This is a genomic window from Shinella sumterensis, from assembly GCF_004514425.2.
GTDB classification, from domain to species: domain Bacteria; phylum Pseudomonadota; class Alphaproteobacteria; order Rhizobiales; family Rhizobiaceae; genus Shinella; species Shinella sumterensis.
The window spans coordinates 378,269-391,165 of record NZ_MYFN02000002.1 but is presented as its reverse complement, the minus strand read 5'-3'; the positions used below and the strand labels follow the sequence as shown (position 1 = coordinate 391,165).

17 protein-coding genes are annotated in these 12,897 nt (G+C 64.3%); 1 reads left to right on the top strand and 16 read right to left on the bottom strand.

Translation table 11 applies throughout. The annotated features are described in order from the left end of the window. Positions 1 to 26 precede the first annotated feature (26 nt). The gene (locus B5M41_RS05650; RefSeq protein ID WP_134650642.1) at positions 27 to 710 is read left to right on the top strand and encodes a Crp/Fnr family transcriptional regulator; all 684 of its coding nucleotides are present in this window, start codon (positions 27 to 29) and stop codon (positions 708 to 710) included. A 1-nt stretch (position 711) separates the two neighbouring features. Here B5M41_RS05650 and ureG read toward each other — a convergent pair whose 3' ends face one another. The 16 genes from ureG to B5M41_RS05570 all read right to left on the bottom strand — a co-directional run bounded on the left by ureG (position 712) and on the right by B5M41_RS05570 (position 12,813). After that, complete coding sequence (ureG, locus tag B5M41_RS05645) at positions 712 to 1,323, bottom strand: urease accessory protein UreG (RefSeq protein ID WP_134650641.1); 612 nt, start codon at positions 1,321 to 1,323, stop codon at positions 712 to 714. Positions 1,324 to 1,417: 94 nt separating this feature from the next. Then, complete coding sequence (locus B5M41_RS05640; RefSeq protein WP_413713160.1) at positions 1,418 to 2,089, bottom strand: urease accessory protein UreF; 672 nt, start codon at positions 2,087 to 2,089, stop codon at positions 1,418 to 1,420. Then, positions 2,073 to 2,543 carry an urease accessory protein UreE gene (gene ureE / locus B5M41_RS05635; RefSeq protein WP_134650639.1) on the bottom strand — a complete coding sequence of 157 codons (471 nt, stop codon included), beginning with the start codon at positions 2,541 to 2,543 and terminating at the stop codon, positions 2,073 to 2,075. Before ureE ends, B5M41_RS05640 begins: the two co-directional genes overlap by 17 nt. Before the next feature lie 25 nt (positions 2,544 to 2,568). Then, on the bottom strand, positions 2,569 to 4,275 hold the full coding sequence (gene ureC / locus B5M41_RS05630) for an urease subunit alpha (RefSeq protein ID WP_134650638.1): 1,707 nt from the start codon (positions 4,273 to 4,275) through the stop codon (positions 2,569 to 2,571). A gap of 3 nt (positions 4,276 to 4,278) precedes the next feature. Further along, positions 4,279 to 4,914, bottom strand: a complete 636-nt coding sequence (locus B5M41_RS05625) for a glycosyltransferase family 29 protein (protein ID WP_134650637.1) — start codon at positions 4,912 to 4,914, stop codon at positions 4,279 to 4,281. Positions 4,915 to 4,923: 9 nt separating this feature from the next. After that, a complete protein-coding gene (locus B5M41_RS05620; RefSeq protein ID WP_134650636.1) occupies positions 4,924 to 5,349 on the bottom strand; it encodes a lysozyme inhibitor LprI family protein in 426 nt (141 codons plus the stop codon). Between the two features lies 1 nt (position 5,350). After that, on the bottom strand, positions 5,351 to 5,656 hold the full coding sequence (locus B5M41_RS05615; RefSeq protein ID WP_134650635.1) for an urease subunit beta: 306 nt from the start codon (positions 5,654 to 5,656) through the stop codon (positions 5,351 to 5,353). After that, entirely contained in the window at positions 5,653 to 5,919 is a 267-nt protein-coding gene (locus B5M41_RS05610; protein ID WP_134650634.1) for a DUF1272 domain-containing protein, read from the bottom strand. The genes B5M41_RS05615 and B5M41_RS05610 overlap by 4 nt, the downstream gene beginning before the upstream one ends. A 4-nt stretch (positions 5,920 to 5,923) precedes the next feature. Continuing rightward, positions 5,924 to 6,226: an urease subunit gamma gene (locus B5M41_RS05605; protein WP_134650633.1), complete on the bottom strand. Its 303-nt coding sequence runs from the start codon at positions 6,224 to 6,226 to the stop codon at positions 5,924 to 5,926. Positions 6,227 to 6,337: 111 nt separating this feature from the next. Next, positions 6,338 to 7,174 carry an urease accessory protein UreD gene (locus tag B5M41_RS05600; protein WP_134650632.1) on the bottom strand — a complete coding sequence of 279 codons (837 nt, stop codon included), beginning with the start codon at positions 7,172 to 7,174 and terminating at the stop codon, positions 6,338 to 6,340. A 143-nt stretch (positions 7,175 to 7,317) separates the two neighbouring features. Continuing rightward, on the bottom strand, positions 7,318 to 8,436 hold the full coding sequence (locus B5M41_RS05595; protein ID WP_134650631.1) for a branched-chain amino acid ABC transporter substrate-binding protein: 1,119 nt from the start codon (positions 8,434 to 8,436) through the stop codon (positions 7,318 to 7,320). Positions 8,437 to 8,542: 106 nt separating this feature from the next. Beyond that, on the bottom strand, positions 8,543 to 8,887 hold the full coding sequence (locus tag B5M41_RS05590) for a DUF6867 family protein (RefSeq protein WP_134650630.1): 345 nt from the start codon (positions 8,885 to 8,887) through the stop codon (positions 8,543 to 8,545). Positions 8,888 to 8,903: 16 nt separating this feature from the next. Continuing rightward, positions 8,904 to 9,629, bottom strand: a complete 726-nt coding sequence (locus B5M41_RS05585) for an ABC transporter ATP-binding protein (protein ID WP_370340505.1) — start codon at positions 9,627 to 9,629, stop codon at positions 8,904 to 8,906. Then, positions 9,629 to 10,522, bottom strand: coding sequence for an ABC transporter ATP-binding protein (locus B5M41_RS05580; protein WP_167719295.1), 894 nt, complete (start codon positions 10,520 to 10,522; stop codon positions 9,629 to 9,631). The genes B5M41_RS05585 and B5M41_RS05580 overlap by 1 nt, the downstream gene beginning before the upstream one ends. After that, a complete protein-coding gene (gene livM / locus B5M41_RS05575) occupies positions 10,522 to 11,907 on the bottom strand; it encodes a high-affinity branched-chain amino acid ABC transporter permease LivM (protein WP_134650628.1) in 1,386 nt (461 codons plus the stop codon). The genes B5M41_RS05580 and livM overlap by 1 nt, the downstream gene beginning before the upstream one ends. A gap of 3 nt (positions 11,908 to 11,910) precedes the next feature. Then, positions 11,911 to 12,813 (bottom strand): branched-chain amino acid ABC transporter permease, encoded by a 903-nt coding sequence (locus tag B5M41_RS05570; protein ID WP_134650627.1) that lies wholly within the window; start codon positions 12,811 to 12,813, stop codon positions 11,911 to 11,913. Positions 12,814 to 12,897: the final 84 nt, after the last annotated feature.

The window sequence follows — 12,897 nt, the reverse complement described above, 5'->3', positions numbered from 1 at the left end:
GCCTGCGGGAGCATGGAGTGAGATCGATGAACAGGCTGATGAAACCCGGCGCACGGGAACGGGAAACGCTTCTGAATTCAGGTTTTCTGGCTTCGCTCGGCGTGGAGAGTGTCGCGGCGCTGATGGAAATCGCTATTATCGGCAATCTTCCCGCCCGCCAGATGCTGTTCCGGGAAGGCGAGCCCGCCGACATGCTGCATTGCGTTCTGTCCGGCTATATCCGCCTCTACAAGCTCGACCCTGACGGCCGCGAGGCCGACGTGAGCCTCTATGGCCCCGGCGACCTGATCGGCGCGAGCGTGGTGCTCGACGGCGGCCGTTATGCCGCGACGGCGCAGGCTGCCGAACCGGCGCTGCTCGCCCGCTTCGATCTCAGGCGCGTGCGCGATATCGCAAGCCGCCGAGCGGACCTGGCGCTCGCGCTCGTCAACATCGTGTCCGCGCAGCTTGCCGCCAGCTTCACCAGCCTTGCCGATGACCGGCTGCACACCGCACCCCAACGCGTGTCGCGCTATCTGCTCGATCATTGCCCGGCGGACGGCAAGGCGACGAGTTTCCGCCTGCCCTACCAGAAGAGCCTGCTCGCAGGGAAGCTCGGCCTCGCCCCCGAGGCCCTGTCACGCGCCTTCTCGCTCCTGCGCAACCACGGCGTCCATGTCCGCGGCCGGCTCGTCCATATCGGCGATCCCGAGGCGCTGAAGAGGGTCTGAGCTAGAGCCCGCCCTGCACGCGCAGGAAATCGACGATGGTGTCGACCCCCTCGCCGCGTTTCATGTCGGAGAAAACGAAGGGCCGCGCCGCGCGCATGCGCCCGGCATCCGCCTCCATCACGTCGAGATCCGCCCCGACATAAGGCGCGAGGTCCTTCTTGTTGATGACGAGAAGGTCAGAGCGCGTAATGCCGGGCCCGCCCTTGCGCGGGATTTCCTCGCCCTGGCAGACCGAGATGACATAGATCGTCAGGTCCGCGAGGTCGGGCGAGAAGGTTGCCGCGAGATTGTCGCCGCCGGATTCGATGAAGACAACATCCAGATCGGGAAAACGCCGGTTGAGATCGGCGATGGCCTGGAGGTTGATCGAGGCATCCTCGCGGATGGCTGTATGCGGGCAGCCGCCCGTCTCCACGCCGACGATTCGGTCGGATGGCAGCGCCTGCATGCGCACCAGCGCTTCCGCATCCTCCTTGGTGTAGATGTCGTTGGTCACAACGGCCACGGAATAGTGCGCGGCCATGGCCTTGCAGAGCTTCTCCGTCAGCGCCGTCTTGCCCGAACCGACGGGGCCGCCGATGCCGACGCGCAGGGGACCGTTTTTCGATGTCATCGTCACTCTCCGAAAGTTTTGCGGCGGACGGACGGCAACGCCATCGGTCCACCTCTGTCTATCTGTGCCCAGCAGGGTTTGGCAGCAAACCTGCTCATGAGCGGAACAGCCGCGTCGTCAGTGTTTCATGCCGCAGGCTGGCAATCTCCGCGCGGATGGTGGCGGAACCGAGATCGTCGAGCGTCGAGCCCGCGGCCCGTTCGGCCGTTGCGATCACCTGCGGCTCCAGCCCGGCAAGAACGGCCACGCCATCGCGCTGGCCGATGACACCGCAACGGATCGCCACCGACACGAGGTTGGAGGCGACCGCGTGGAGAAAGGCGGCCAGCGCCGCCTCTGCCGAAATGCCGTGCCCGCCTGCAACCGCGCCCACGGCGACCGGATAGGCCGCCGCCTCACCCAATACGCCCAGAACCGGATGCGGCCAGCCCGAGGCCGCCGCCAGGAATGCGCCGCCCTGAAGCATGGTTTCCCTGTGCCGCTCGGCTGAGCCCGCAAGCGCCTCTGCAAGGTCGGCGACCGCCTTCAGCTGCTCCTCCGCATCGACGTTGCGATGCGCTTCGGCAAACAGCACGGCGTCGTTCCAGAGATTGCCGTGCGAAAGCAGGCTCGAGAGCCAGTCGCGAAGCGTGGCGGCGTCGCGCACGTCACCGTCGCTCACCACCTGCTCGAGACCGCCCGAATAAGAGAAGGCGCCGACGGGAAAGGCCGGTGACAACCAGGTCATCAGCCGCACGAGGGCTGCCGGCTCAGTCATGGCCGTGATGGTGATGCCCGTGGCCGGAACCGTGATAGGCGCCGCGCACCGGATGGAACGGCTCCGAGACCTCCTGCACCGTCGCGCCGAGCCCGTTCAGCATGTCGCGGATCACGTGATCGCGCAGGATGAGGATGCGCGTCTCCTCGATCTGCGCCGGCAGGTGGCGATTGCCGAGATGCCAGGCGAGCTCGACGAGATGAAGCGAACCCTTCGGGGTGACCTCGTAGAGAAGTTCTTCCGCCGCCACGACCTCGATCGTCTCACCGCTTTCCGTCCACAGCAGATCGCCATGCGAAAGCTGGACCGGCTCGCGCAGGTCGACCATCACGACATCGTCGTGCTGCATGTGCAGGAGCTTGCGGCGAATATGGCGCTGGTCGTGCGGGAGAATGACGACATCGATGGGCGTCTGGTCGATGGCGGTTCCCTGCGGCAGGATCTGGGTGGAGCGATAGGGCATAAGGGACTTTCGGGGCAGAAGAGTATCAGAAGAGGAAATAGCGCTGCGCCATCGGCAGCACGGTTGCGGGTTCGCAGGTCAGCAACTCGCCGTCCGCACGCACCTCGTAGGTTTCCGGATCGACCTCGATATGCGGCGTGAGATCGTTGAGGATCATCGACGCCTTGGAGATGTTGCGCGTGTTGCGGACCGGCAGAAGCTGCTTGGCGACGCCGAGACGCTCGCGAAGCCCGAGATCGATGGCCGCCTGAGAAACGAAAGTGACGGACGAGTTGGTGCGCATCTTGCCGTAGGCCCCGAACATCGGGCGATAATGGACCGGCTGCGGCGTCGGAATCGATGCGTTCGGATCGCCCATCGGCGCCATGGCGATGACGCCGCCGAGCAGGACCATGTCGGGCTTCACACCGAAGAAGGCCGGGTTCCACAGCACGAGGTCGGCGCGCTTGCCCACTTCGACCGAGCCGATCTCGTGGCTCAAGCCCTGCGCGATGGCCGGGTTGATCGTATATTTGGCGATGTAGCGGCGGATGCGCAGGTTGTCGTTGTCACCGGTCTCGCCGGCAAGGCGGCCGCGCTGGCGCTTCATCTTGTCCGCCGTCTGCCAGGTGCGGATCGCGACCTCGCCGACACGGCCCATGGCCTGGCTGTCGGAGGAGATGACGGAGAAGGCGCCGATATCGTGCAGGATGTCCTCTGCCGCGATGGTTTCCTTGCGGATGCGGCTTTCGGCGAACGCGATATCCTCCGGGATGGACGGCGACAGGTGGTGGCAGACCATCAGCATGTCGAGATGCTCGGAGATGGTGTTGACCGTATAGGGCCGTGTCGGGTTCGTCGAAGACGGGATGACGTTGGCGTGGCCGCAGACCTTGATGATATCGGGCGCATGGCCGCCGCCGGCCCCTTCCGTGTGGAAGGCGTGAATGGTTCGCCCGCCGATCGCCGCCACCGTGTCCTCCACGAAGCCGCTTTCGTTGAGCGTGTCGGTGTGGATCATCACCTGCACATCATACGCGTCGGCGACGGAAAGGCAGCAGTCGATGGCCGCGGGCGTCGTGCCCCAGTCCTCGTGCAGCTTGAGCGATGAGGCGCCGGCGCGGATCATCTCCTCGATCGGCGCGGCCACCGACGCGTTGCCCTTGCCTGCCAGTGCCAGGTTCATCGGAAAGGCATCGAAGCTCTCGATCATGCGCTCGATGTGCCAGGCGCCCGTGCAGGTGGTGGCGAGCGTGCCGTGGGCAGGCCCCGTGCCGCCGCCCAGCATCGTCGTGACGCCGCTCGCCAGCGCATGCTCGATCTGCTGCGGGCAGATATAGTGTATATGCGCATCCATCGTCCCGGCGGTGAGGATCTTGCCCTCCCCGGCGATCACCTCGGTCGAGGGACCGACGATGATGGTCACGCCCGGCTGCGTATCGGGGTTGCCCGCCTTGCCGATGCCGGCGATGCGGCCGTTGCTGAGGCCGATATCCGCCTTGAAGATGCCGCTGTGATCGATGACGAGCGCGTTGGTGATGACGGTATCGACCGCGCCCTCGCCGCGCGTCGCCTGGCTCTGTCCCATGCCGTCGCGAATGACCTTGCCGCCGCCGAACTTCACCTCGTCGCCGTAGCTGGTGAAGTCCCTCTCCACCTCGGCGAAGAGTTCCGTATCGGCAAGGCGCACCTTGTCGCCGGTGGTGGGACCGAACATGCGGGCATAGGCGGCGCGGGACATGGTGTAGGACATGGGTCAGCTTCTCCGGGAGGCGGGAGGATGATCGAGACGGTCGAGGCGGCCGGCGGTGACGAGCGCATCGACCCAGCGCCGCTCGGCGGCGAAAGGATGCCATTCCCAGCCTTCGTGGCTGAAGCCGGCAATGGAAACGCGGTCGCCTTCTTCGGCAAGGTTTTCAAGGGCATGCGCGATGGTGACGAGGCCCGAGCTCGGTACGACGTAGGGCGCGGGATCGAAGGCGGCCAGTCCGGCGTCGACGGCACGATGGAGGGCGGCGGGGATGACACGCAACCGACGGCCGGTCGCCGCCGCGAAGGCCTCGAAGCCATCAGTGTAATCGTCGCAGAAGTCGTCGAGATCGGGGTGGCTGATGGCCAGCGGCGCGCGCATGGCCGCAAACACATCGGAAGAGCGCACGCACCAGATCTCGCCGGCCTGCCGCACGGTCTCGCTGTCCTTCCAGCGGCCGCCACCCAGCATGTCGAGCGCCGGGCGGCCGGTGTTGCACACGGCGATGATATCCGTCTTCACGCCGCCCGCACCTGCCGACCGGCAGCCATTGAAACGGATCACGATGTCAGCCGCATCGATCGTCGCAGCCAGCCCCTGCGGGATGGCGCCATTGCCGACAATGACGATCCTGCGTGACACCGCCGCTCCTCAGTTTTCCTGCTCGTAGAACGTCTTGAGCTCCGCCGTCCGCTTGCGTGTGAGATCCGCAAGGCAGCTGGAAACCAGCAAGGGCTCCAGGGAGCCGCCGCGTGCCTCGAAGCCTGCAAGATCGCACTGGCCGTCGCGATAGCCGATCCACGAGCGCTGGGCTCGTTTCAGCGCGTCGACCGCACCGACATGCTGGTCGCCCATATCCTTGAAGCCTTCATCGGTCTCCACGGCAGCCGCCAGGGCCTTCTTGTAGACGACGTTCAATTCTTCGTCGGCCGCCTTGTAGTCGCGTCCGGCGCAGATGTTCATGTCCATCTGCGTCTCCGCGTTGTCGCAGTCGACTTCGGGCTCCTGCGCCATGGTGACCGTGGCCGAAACGATGAGCGAGGCGGCGGCGAGGAGAAGTGAATGTCGCAAAGTCATGTCAGAGTTTTCCCATAACGGCCTGCCGGAAGCCGTAAATTTCCCGCTTGCCGGCAAACGGCACGAGCCTCACGCTGCGCGTCTGGCCCGGCTCGAAACGCACGGCGGTTCCGGCGGGGATATCGAGCCTGAGCCCCCGCGTCTGCTCACGCTCGAACGACAGGCCGGGATTGGTTTCGTAGAAATGATAATGACTGCCGACCTGGATCGGGCGGTCGCCCGTGTTGGAAACGTCCAGCACGGTGACAGGCAGTCCGACATTGAGTTCGATATCGCCGTCGGCGGCGATGATTTCGCCCGGGATCATGGATTTCCTCTCGCAGCTTCCGCCGGGCCACAGCCCTCGGCTTTCAGGATACGTTTCGTCGACGCCGGATATTTTGCAAGCATCGCGGCCGGCCGCACCGGACGGTGCATGAACCCGCCGCCGCAGTTCGGGCACGCGCCGTGCAGAACCGTGCTCACGCACTGCGCACAGAAGGTGCATTCGAACGTGCAGATCATCGCCTCGCCGCTTTCGGGCGGCAGGTCGCGGTCGCAGCATTCGCAATTGGGCCTGAGCGCCAGCATGGATCTACCGGATCGGCTCGTGCACGGTCACGAGCTTGGTACCGTCGGGGAAGGTCGCCTCCACCTGAATGTCGTGGATCATCTCGGGGATGCCATCCATCACCTGGTCCCGGGTGAGCACATGTGCGCCCGCCTCCATCAGGTCGGCAACCGCCCGGCCGTCGCGCGCACCCTCCACCACGAAATCGGTGATGAGCGCGATCGCCTCGGGATGATTGAGCTTCACTCCGCGCTCCAGACGCTTGCGCGCCACGATCGCGGCCATGGCGATCAGCAGTTTGTCTTTTTCGCGGGGGGTCAGGTTCATGTGTGGTCCGTCGCTGGTTCCGTCGCGCGACAATAGGCGGCTGTTTGCGCGCGCGATATACGCAAAACAGGAAGCCGGCGGCGACCACGGATCGGGCCGGGCCAGCCGATTTCAGAGTGACCAGAGTTTCGGCACGCCCGCGCCCTTGCGCAAGTGCGAAATGATCGGGATCAGCATTTTTCGCAGGGAGAAGCCGTCATCCGCCACGACACGCGCGACGAGCTTGTCCTGCCAGTGGCTGACGCCGGCCGCCGCGCCCGCGCCGATCAGGCGGCGCAACGGTTCGACATGCCCTTCGGCGTCGGGGCCGCATAACAGCACGGTTGCGAAGGCGCGCGCACCGCGCAGCGTCGCCAACTCGCCCGTAAGGGCGGCAACCTCGCCATCAAGCCGCGTTTCCTCGGCATGGATAAGCTTGCCTGCGCGGCGAACACGCCAGCGGTCGCGGAAGAACCCCGTCTCCACCGTCTCGCCCATCGCCTTGCGGCCGAGGATCACGGCCTCCACGGCGAGGAAGACGGCATCGGCAGCCAGGTCCACCTCCAGCCGGCGGTTCAGCGACGACCGATCGAACAGGATCGTTTCCTGCGGCAGCCAGTCGACACGCGCGCCGTCGGCCACGGTGATGCGTGTTTCCAGCCGTGCGGTCGAGGCGCTTGCCTTGTAGACACGCTCGCAGGCCTGCGTGGTCACGGTCAGGCGCGTTTCGGCGCCGGCTGCAAGCGACCATTCCACATGATCGCCGCCCGTCAGGCCACCGGCCGTGTTGATGAGGACGGCCTCCATCGCGCCGTCGAACGTGGCGGGTAGCCGGATCTTGGCGCAGCCTTCCTGATAGAGCACGTCGAGCCGCGTGCTCTGCGCCGACCGCTTCGCCACCAGGCGTCCGACGCCGCGCGCCCGCTGCTGGCGGCCGATGGGCTCATCCCGGACAAGCGCTGCATCCATGCTGCCATTCCTTTCGTCTTCACCCTGCCGATGCGTCTGGCCCAGGCACCTGCGCCAGCCTTCACGAAAAAGCCCGGCGCAAGGCCGGGCTTGAAGTCGACACGGCCGGGCGGCATGCGTGCGCCGCCCGTTCCATGAAACGATTATTCGTTTTCGACGTAGGTGTACTTGCCGTCTTCACCCTTCTTCCAGGTGTACATGACGTAGTCCGGACGGGTGATGTCGCCCTTCTCGTCGAAGGAGAGCTCACCGATGGCCGTGTTGAACGGGCCCTTTGCCTTGATCGCTTCTGCAACGGCCTGCGGGTCGTTGCCGCCGGCAGCCTTGGCGGCTTCGGCGATGACCTGAAGAGCGGCGTAGGAGTACAGCGTATAGGCTTCCGGCTCGAAACCGGCCGCGCGGAACTTCTCGACGAGTTCCTTGGCGGCGGGGTTCTTGCGCGGATCGGGCGCGAAGGTCATCAGCGTGCCGTCGACGGCGTCGCCGGCGATCGAAGCCAGTTCGTTCGAAACGATACCGTCGCCCGAGATGAAGGTTGCCTTCAGGCCCTGGTCGGCAGCCTGGCGTTCCATCAGACCGAACTCGGTGTGCAGGCCGCCCCAGTAGACGACGGAGACGCCGGCTTCCTTCATCTTCGCGATAAGGGCCGAGAAGTCCTTGTCGCCGATGTTGACGCCTTCGTAGATGACTTCCTTGACGCCGGCTTCGTTGGCCGACTTCTTGGTTTCGTCAGCGAGGCCCTGGCCATACGGGGTCTTGTCGTGGAGAACGGCGAGCTTCGCATCCTTGAAGTTGGCGGCGATGAAGGCGCCGGCTACGGCGCCCTGCTGGTCGTCACGGCCGCAGGTACGGAACGTGTTCCACAGGCCGCGCTCGGTGTAGGTCGGGTTCGTGGACGCCGGCGAAACCTGCAGGATGCCGTTTTCGGCGTAGATTTCCGACGTCGGGATGGAAACGCCCGAGTTGAAGTGACCGACAACGAACTTCACGCCATCGGCAACGAACTTGTTGGCGACGGAAACGCCCTGCTTCGGGTCGGAAACGTCATCGCCCAGAACGATCTTGATCTGCTCGCCGTTGATGCCGCCGGCCGCATTGATGTCGGCAGCAGCCTGCTCGACGCCCTTCTGGATCTGCGCGCCGAAAGCGGCGTTCGGACCGGTCAGCGGGCCGCCGACGCCGACCAGGATGTCGGCCCAAGCGCTGCCGCTGAAAGCGACCATTGCAGCCAAAGCAACAGCCGACATGAGAGACTTCTTCATTTGGTTACTCCCAGATTTATAGCGGGCTGGTTTCAACCGGGCGCAACACCCGCATTCATTGCGCCGGTATCGTTTGCCCCGTCCGGGCGGACGGGTGTTCCCTTGATTATTTCGACTTCCAGGAAAAGGGCGAGACCTTCTCATAAAGCCAGTAGTAATTGTTGGTCATCTGCCGCGTCCGGTAGTAGCGGTAACCGAGCGTAGCAAACAACAAAAGCACGGCGGTGTCCACGACATAGTACTGCGGCGTGAGCATGGTTCCGTTGAACAGGGCGTGGTGGATGAAGCGGATGGCGACGCCGAGCAGGAGGGTGTAGATGACGAGGGTTCGGTAGGGTTGCCATCCCTCGGCGACGCTCTTTCCGGTCCGCCATGCGGTCCAGCCGCCCATGATGACGGTGATGAACAGGAACTGCCAGACAGACGGCTCCTCGTAGAGAATTCCCTGCATTGTCCGTCTCCTTGTCCTAGTGCCTGCCGCCTTCGAGATAGGCCGCGCGCACTTCCGGATTGGCCAGAAGCTCCTTGCCCGAGCCGCTCATCGTCACCTTGCCGTTGACCATCACATAGGCGCGGTCCGACAGCTTGAGCGCGGCAAAGGCGTTCTGCTCCACGAGGAACACGGTCAGGCCCTCTTCCTTGTTCAGCACCTTGATGGCGTCGAAGATGCCCTTGACGATCAGCGGCGCCAGGCCCAGCGACGGCTCGTCGAGAAGCAGGAGCTTGGGACGCGCCATCAGCGCGCGGCCGATGGACAGCATCTGCTGTTCGCCGCCCGAGAGCGTGCCGCCGCGCTGCGACTGGCGCTCCTTGAGGCGCGGGAAGAGCGTGAAGATCTTCTCCACGTCCTCGTCGAAATACTTCAGGTTGTCGAGGCTCGCGCCCATCTGGAGGTTTTCGTAGACGGTCATGCGCGGGAAGATGCGGCGTCCCTCCGGCGACTGCGCGATGCGGCGGCGCGCGATAAGATGCGTCGGCAGGCGGGTGATGTCCTCGCCGTCGAAGGTGATGGTGCCGTTGCGCGCCTGGGGGCTGCCGCAGATCGTCATCATCAGGGTCGACTTGCCCGCGCCGTTGGCGCCGATGAGGCTGACGATCTCGCCCTTCTGCACCGTGACATCGACGCCGGCCAGGGCGCGAATGTTGCCGTAATAGGTTTCAACGCCCTGGACGCTGAGAAGCGTATCGCTCATCAGTGCGACCCTCCCGCCGTGCCCTCGATCTCCTCGATTTCCTCGATCACCTCTTCGACCTCATCATCTTCCACACCGAGATAGGCCGCGATAACCTTCGGATCGTTCTTCACATGGTCCGGCGTGCCATCGGAGATCTTCTGCCCGTATTCGAGCACGACCACATGGTCGGAGATCTCCATGACCACGGACATGTCGTGCTCGATGAGCAGGATCGACGTGCCGCTGTCCTTGCGGATGGAACGCAGGAGTTCGTTGAGGGCGAGCGATTCACGCGGGTTGAGGCCCGCCGCCGGCTCGTCGAGGCACAGGACCTCCGGTCCCGTGCACATGGCACGGGCGATCTCCAGGCGCCGCTGGGCGCCGTAGGGCAGATCGCCGGCCGGGTCGTCGGCACGCGCGATGAGATCGGCCTTCTCCAGCCAGTGCCGGGCGACCTCGATGGATTCGGCCGCGGCCTTCTTGTATCCGGGCAGGCCCAGAAGGCCGAGGACCGTATAGCCCGACGCCTTCATCAGCGTGTTGTGCTGGGCCACCAGCAGGTTCTCCAGAACGGTGAGGCCCGAGAAGAGCCGGATGTTCTGGAAGGTGCGCGCCACCTTGGCATCGCGGGTGATCTCGAAGTCGTTCAGCCGCTCCAGCAGGAACTCCTTACCGCCCTTCTGGCGCATGGTGATCATGCCCATGGTCGGCTTGTAGAAGCCGGTCACGCAGTTGAAGACCGTGGTCTTGCCCGCGCCGTTGGGGCCGATCAGCGCGGTGATCTCGCCACGCTGCGCCTCGAAGGAGAAGTCGTTGATGGCCATGAGGCCGCCGAAGCGCATCGAGAGATGCTCGACCTTGAGAATGGGGTCAGCCGTCATCGTGTTCGTTGTCATTGTTTCGGACACCATCAGCCGTGTCCTTCCTTGGTGAAGCTGCCGGAGACCGCCTTGCGTTCCTTCAGGAAGGCGGTCGGTTCACGGCTGCCGACGAAGCCACGCGGTTTCCAGACCATCACGATGACCATGGCGAGGCCGAAGATCAGCATGCGGTAGAGTTCCGGCGTGAAGTCGGGGCCGAAAATGGCCTTGAGGAAGGTCATCTCGCGCAGCAGTTCCGTGCCGCCGACCATCACGACGGCCGCAACCGCGATGCCGACGAGCGAGCCCATGCCGCCGAGGACCACGATGGCCAGAATGATCGCCGATTCCAGGAAGACGAAGCTTTCCGGCGACACGAAGCCCTGGCGCACGGCGAAGAAGGAGCCGGCGAAGCCGCCGAACATCGCGCCGATGGAAAACGCCGTCAGCTTGGTCGTGACCGTGTTGATGCCGAGCGAGCGGCAGGCGATCTCGTCCTCGCGCAGGGCTTCCCAGGCGCGGCCGATCGGCATGCGGCGCAGGCGGATCGTCACATAGGCGGTGAGCAGCGCCAGCGCCAGGATGAGATAGAACAGGAAGATCTTGTAGTAGGCCGACGACATCGGCAGGCTAAAGGCCTTGGCGAAGTTGTTCGGCGCGCTGACGTCGAACGACCAGATGCCGAAGACGGAGGCCTTGGGAATGCCCGAGACGCCGAAGGTGCCGCGCGTGACCTCCGTCCAGTTGATCAGCACGAGGCGGATGATCTCACCGAAGGCGAGCGTGACGATGGCGAGGTAGTCGCCCTTCAGGCGCAGCACCGGAAAGCCGAGGATCATGCCCCAGAAGGCGGCCAGGATGCCGGCGAGCGGCAGCAGGATCCAGAAGGACAGCCCGAAATACTGCGACAGCAGCGCATAGGAATAGGCGCCCACCGCATAGAAGGCGACGTAGCCGAGGTCGAGCAGGCCGGCCAGACCCACCACGATGTTGAGGCCCCAGGCGAGCATCACGTAGATGAGGATCTGGATGCCGAAATTGTCGACCCACTTCAGCGAGCCCTGCACACCGAACAGCATGACCATCAGCGGCGGATAGATCAGGAGCGCGACGATGGCGATCTTGCTGAAGTTGCGCTTGAAGAAGCTTTCGTCCGCCTCGGCCGGCGCCTTGGCGGCGGCCTTGCGGGCGTCCATCCACGGACGGATATAGGCGACCGTGAGGAAGCGCCCGACGGCGGCGACGGCGACGAAGATGGCAAGCAGGCCCCAGCGCTGGTTCAGCACCAGCTCGTTGCGGATGTTCTGCGTGGTCTCCAGACCGACGAAGAGCACGAACAGGCCAAGCGCCACGATACCGGCAAAAATGCCCTCGCGCAGAGCCCGCGCCGTCAGGTTACCGCCGGCGCTCTCGGGAGAGTGGGAAATGTTGGACATGGATCAAACCTTCTCGACTTCCGGTCGTCCGAGAATGCCGGACGGCTTGAAGATCAGGACGATGGCGAGGATGGAGAACGTCGCGACGTCCTTGTAGTCGATGGTGAAATAGGCCGACCACAGGCTCTCGATGAGACCGATGAGCATGCCGCCGAGAACCGCGCCCGGAAGCGAGCCGATGCCGCCCAGGACCGCGGCCGTGAAGGCCTTGACGCCCGGAATGAAGCCGTCGGTGAAGACGGTCACGCCGTAATACATCAGGTACATGGTGCCGGCCACCGCCGCCAGCGATGCGCCCATGACGAAGGTCACGGAGATCGTGCGGTCGACGTCGATGCCCAGCAGCGCCGCCATCTTGCGGTCCTGTTCGGTCGCACGCTGCGCGCGGCCCAGCGCGGTCTTGTTGACGATGTACCAGAAGGTCGTCAGCAGGATCGCCGTCAGGAGCATGATGATGATCTGCTTGAGCGAGATCGCGATGCCGAAGACATTGTAGACCGACGACACCAGCGGCGGGATCGGCTTGTTGCGCGGGCCCTGCGTGACCTGGATGAAGTTCGACAGCGCAATCGACATACCGATCGCCGTGATCAGCGGCGCAAGGCGGAACGAACCGCGCAGCGGCCGGTACGCCATCTTCTCGATCGTCCAGTTCCAAAGCGACGCCGTCAGCATCGCGGCCACCATCATCACCAGAAGCAGCAGCACGACCGGAAGGCCGACGAACACGCTGGTCAGGACGAGAAAGGTGATGAGAGCGGCAAACCCACCCAGCATGAAGATATCGCCATGGGCGAAGTTGATCATGCCGATGATGCCGTAAACCATGGTGTAGCCAATGGCTATCAAACCATAAATCGAGCCAAGAGTCAGCCCGTTGACGAGCTGCTGGACGAAATACTCCATATACAATCCCCCGGATGCAGTCCGCTTTGGCCGCATCTCTTGTTCTTGCGCTCATTTTTTGAGCTTGTGTAGACAAATGAATTC

Coding starts and splice junctions, on each gene's coding strand:
- B5M41_RS05650 (WP_134650642.1), top strand. CDS start 27: ATGAACAGGCTGATGAAACCCGGCGCACGGGAACGGGAAACGCTTCTG.
- ureG (WP_134650641.1), bottom strand. CDS start 1,323: ATGACATCGAAAAACGGTCCCCTGCGCGTCGGCATCGGCGGCCCCGTC.
- ureE (WP_134650639.1), bottom strand. CDS start 2,543: ATGCCCTATCGCTCCACCCAGATCCTGCCGCAGGGAACCGCCATCGAC.
- ureC (WP_134650638.1), bottom strand. CDS start 4,275: ATGTCCTACACCATGTCCCGCGCCGCCTATGCCCGCATGTTCGGTCCC.
- B5M41_RS05620 (WP_134650636.1), bottom strand. CDS start 5,349: ATGACTTTGCGACATTCACTTCTCCTCGCCGCCGCCTCGCTCATCGTT.
- B5M41_RS05615 (WP_134650635.1), bottom strand. CDS start 5,656: ATGATCCCGGGCGAAATCATCGCCGCCGACGGCGATATCGAACTCAAT.
- B5M41_RS05610 (WP_134650634.1), bottom strand. CDS start 5,919: ATGCTGGCGCTCAGGCCCAATTGCGAATGCTGCGACCGCGACCTGCCG.
- B5M41_RS05605 (WP_134650633.1), bottom strand. CDS start 6,226: ATGAACCTGACCCCCCGCGAAAAAGACAAACTGCTGATCGCCATGGCC.
- B5M41_RS05600 (WP_134650632.1), bottom strand. CDS start 7,174: ATGGATGCAGCGCTTGTCCGGGATGAGCCCATCGGCCGCCAGCAGCGG.
- B5M41_RS05595 (WP_134650631.1), bottom strand. CDS start 8,436: ATGAAGAAGTCTCTCATGTCGGCTGTTGCTTTGGCTGCAATGGTCGCT.
- B5M41_RS05590 (WP_134650630.1), bottom strand. CDS start 8,887: ATGCAGGGAATTCTCTACGAGGAGCCGTCTGTCTGGCAGTTCCTGTTC.
- B5M41_RS05585 (WP_370340505.1), bottom strand. CDS start 9,629: ATGAGCGATACGCTTCTCAGCGTCCAGGGCGTTGAAACCTATTACGGC.
- B5M41_RS05580 (WP_167719295.1), bottom strand. CDS start 10,522: ATGGTGTCCGAAACAATGACAACGAACACGATGACGGCTGACCCCATT.
- livM (WP_134650628.1), bottom strand. CDS start 11,907: ATGTCCAACATTTCCCACTCTCCCGAGAGCGCCGGCGGTAACCTGACG.
- B5M41_RS05570 (WP_134650627.1), bottom strand. CDS start 12,813: ATGGAGTATTTCGTCCAGCAGCTCGTCAACGGGCTGACTCTTGGCTCG.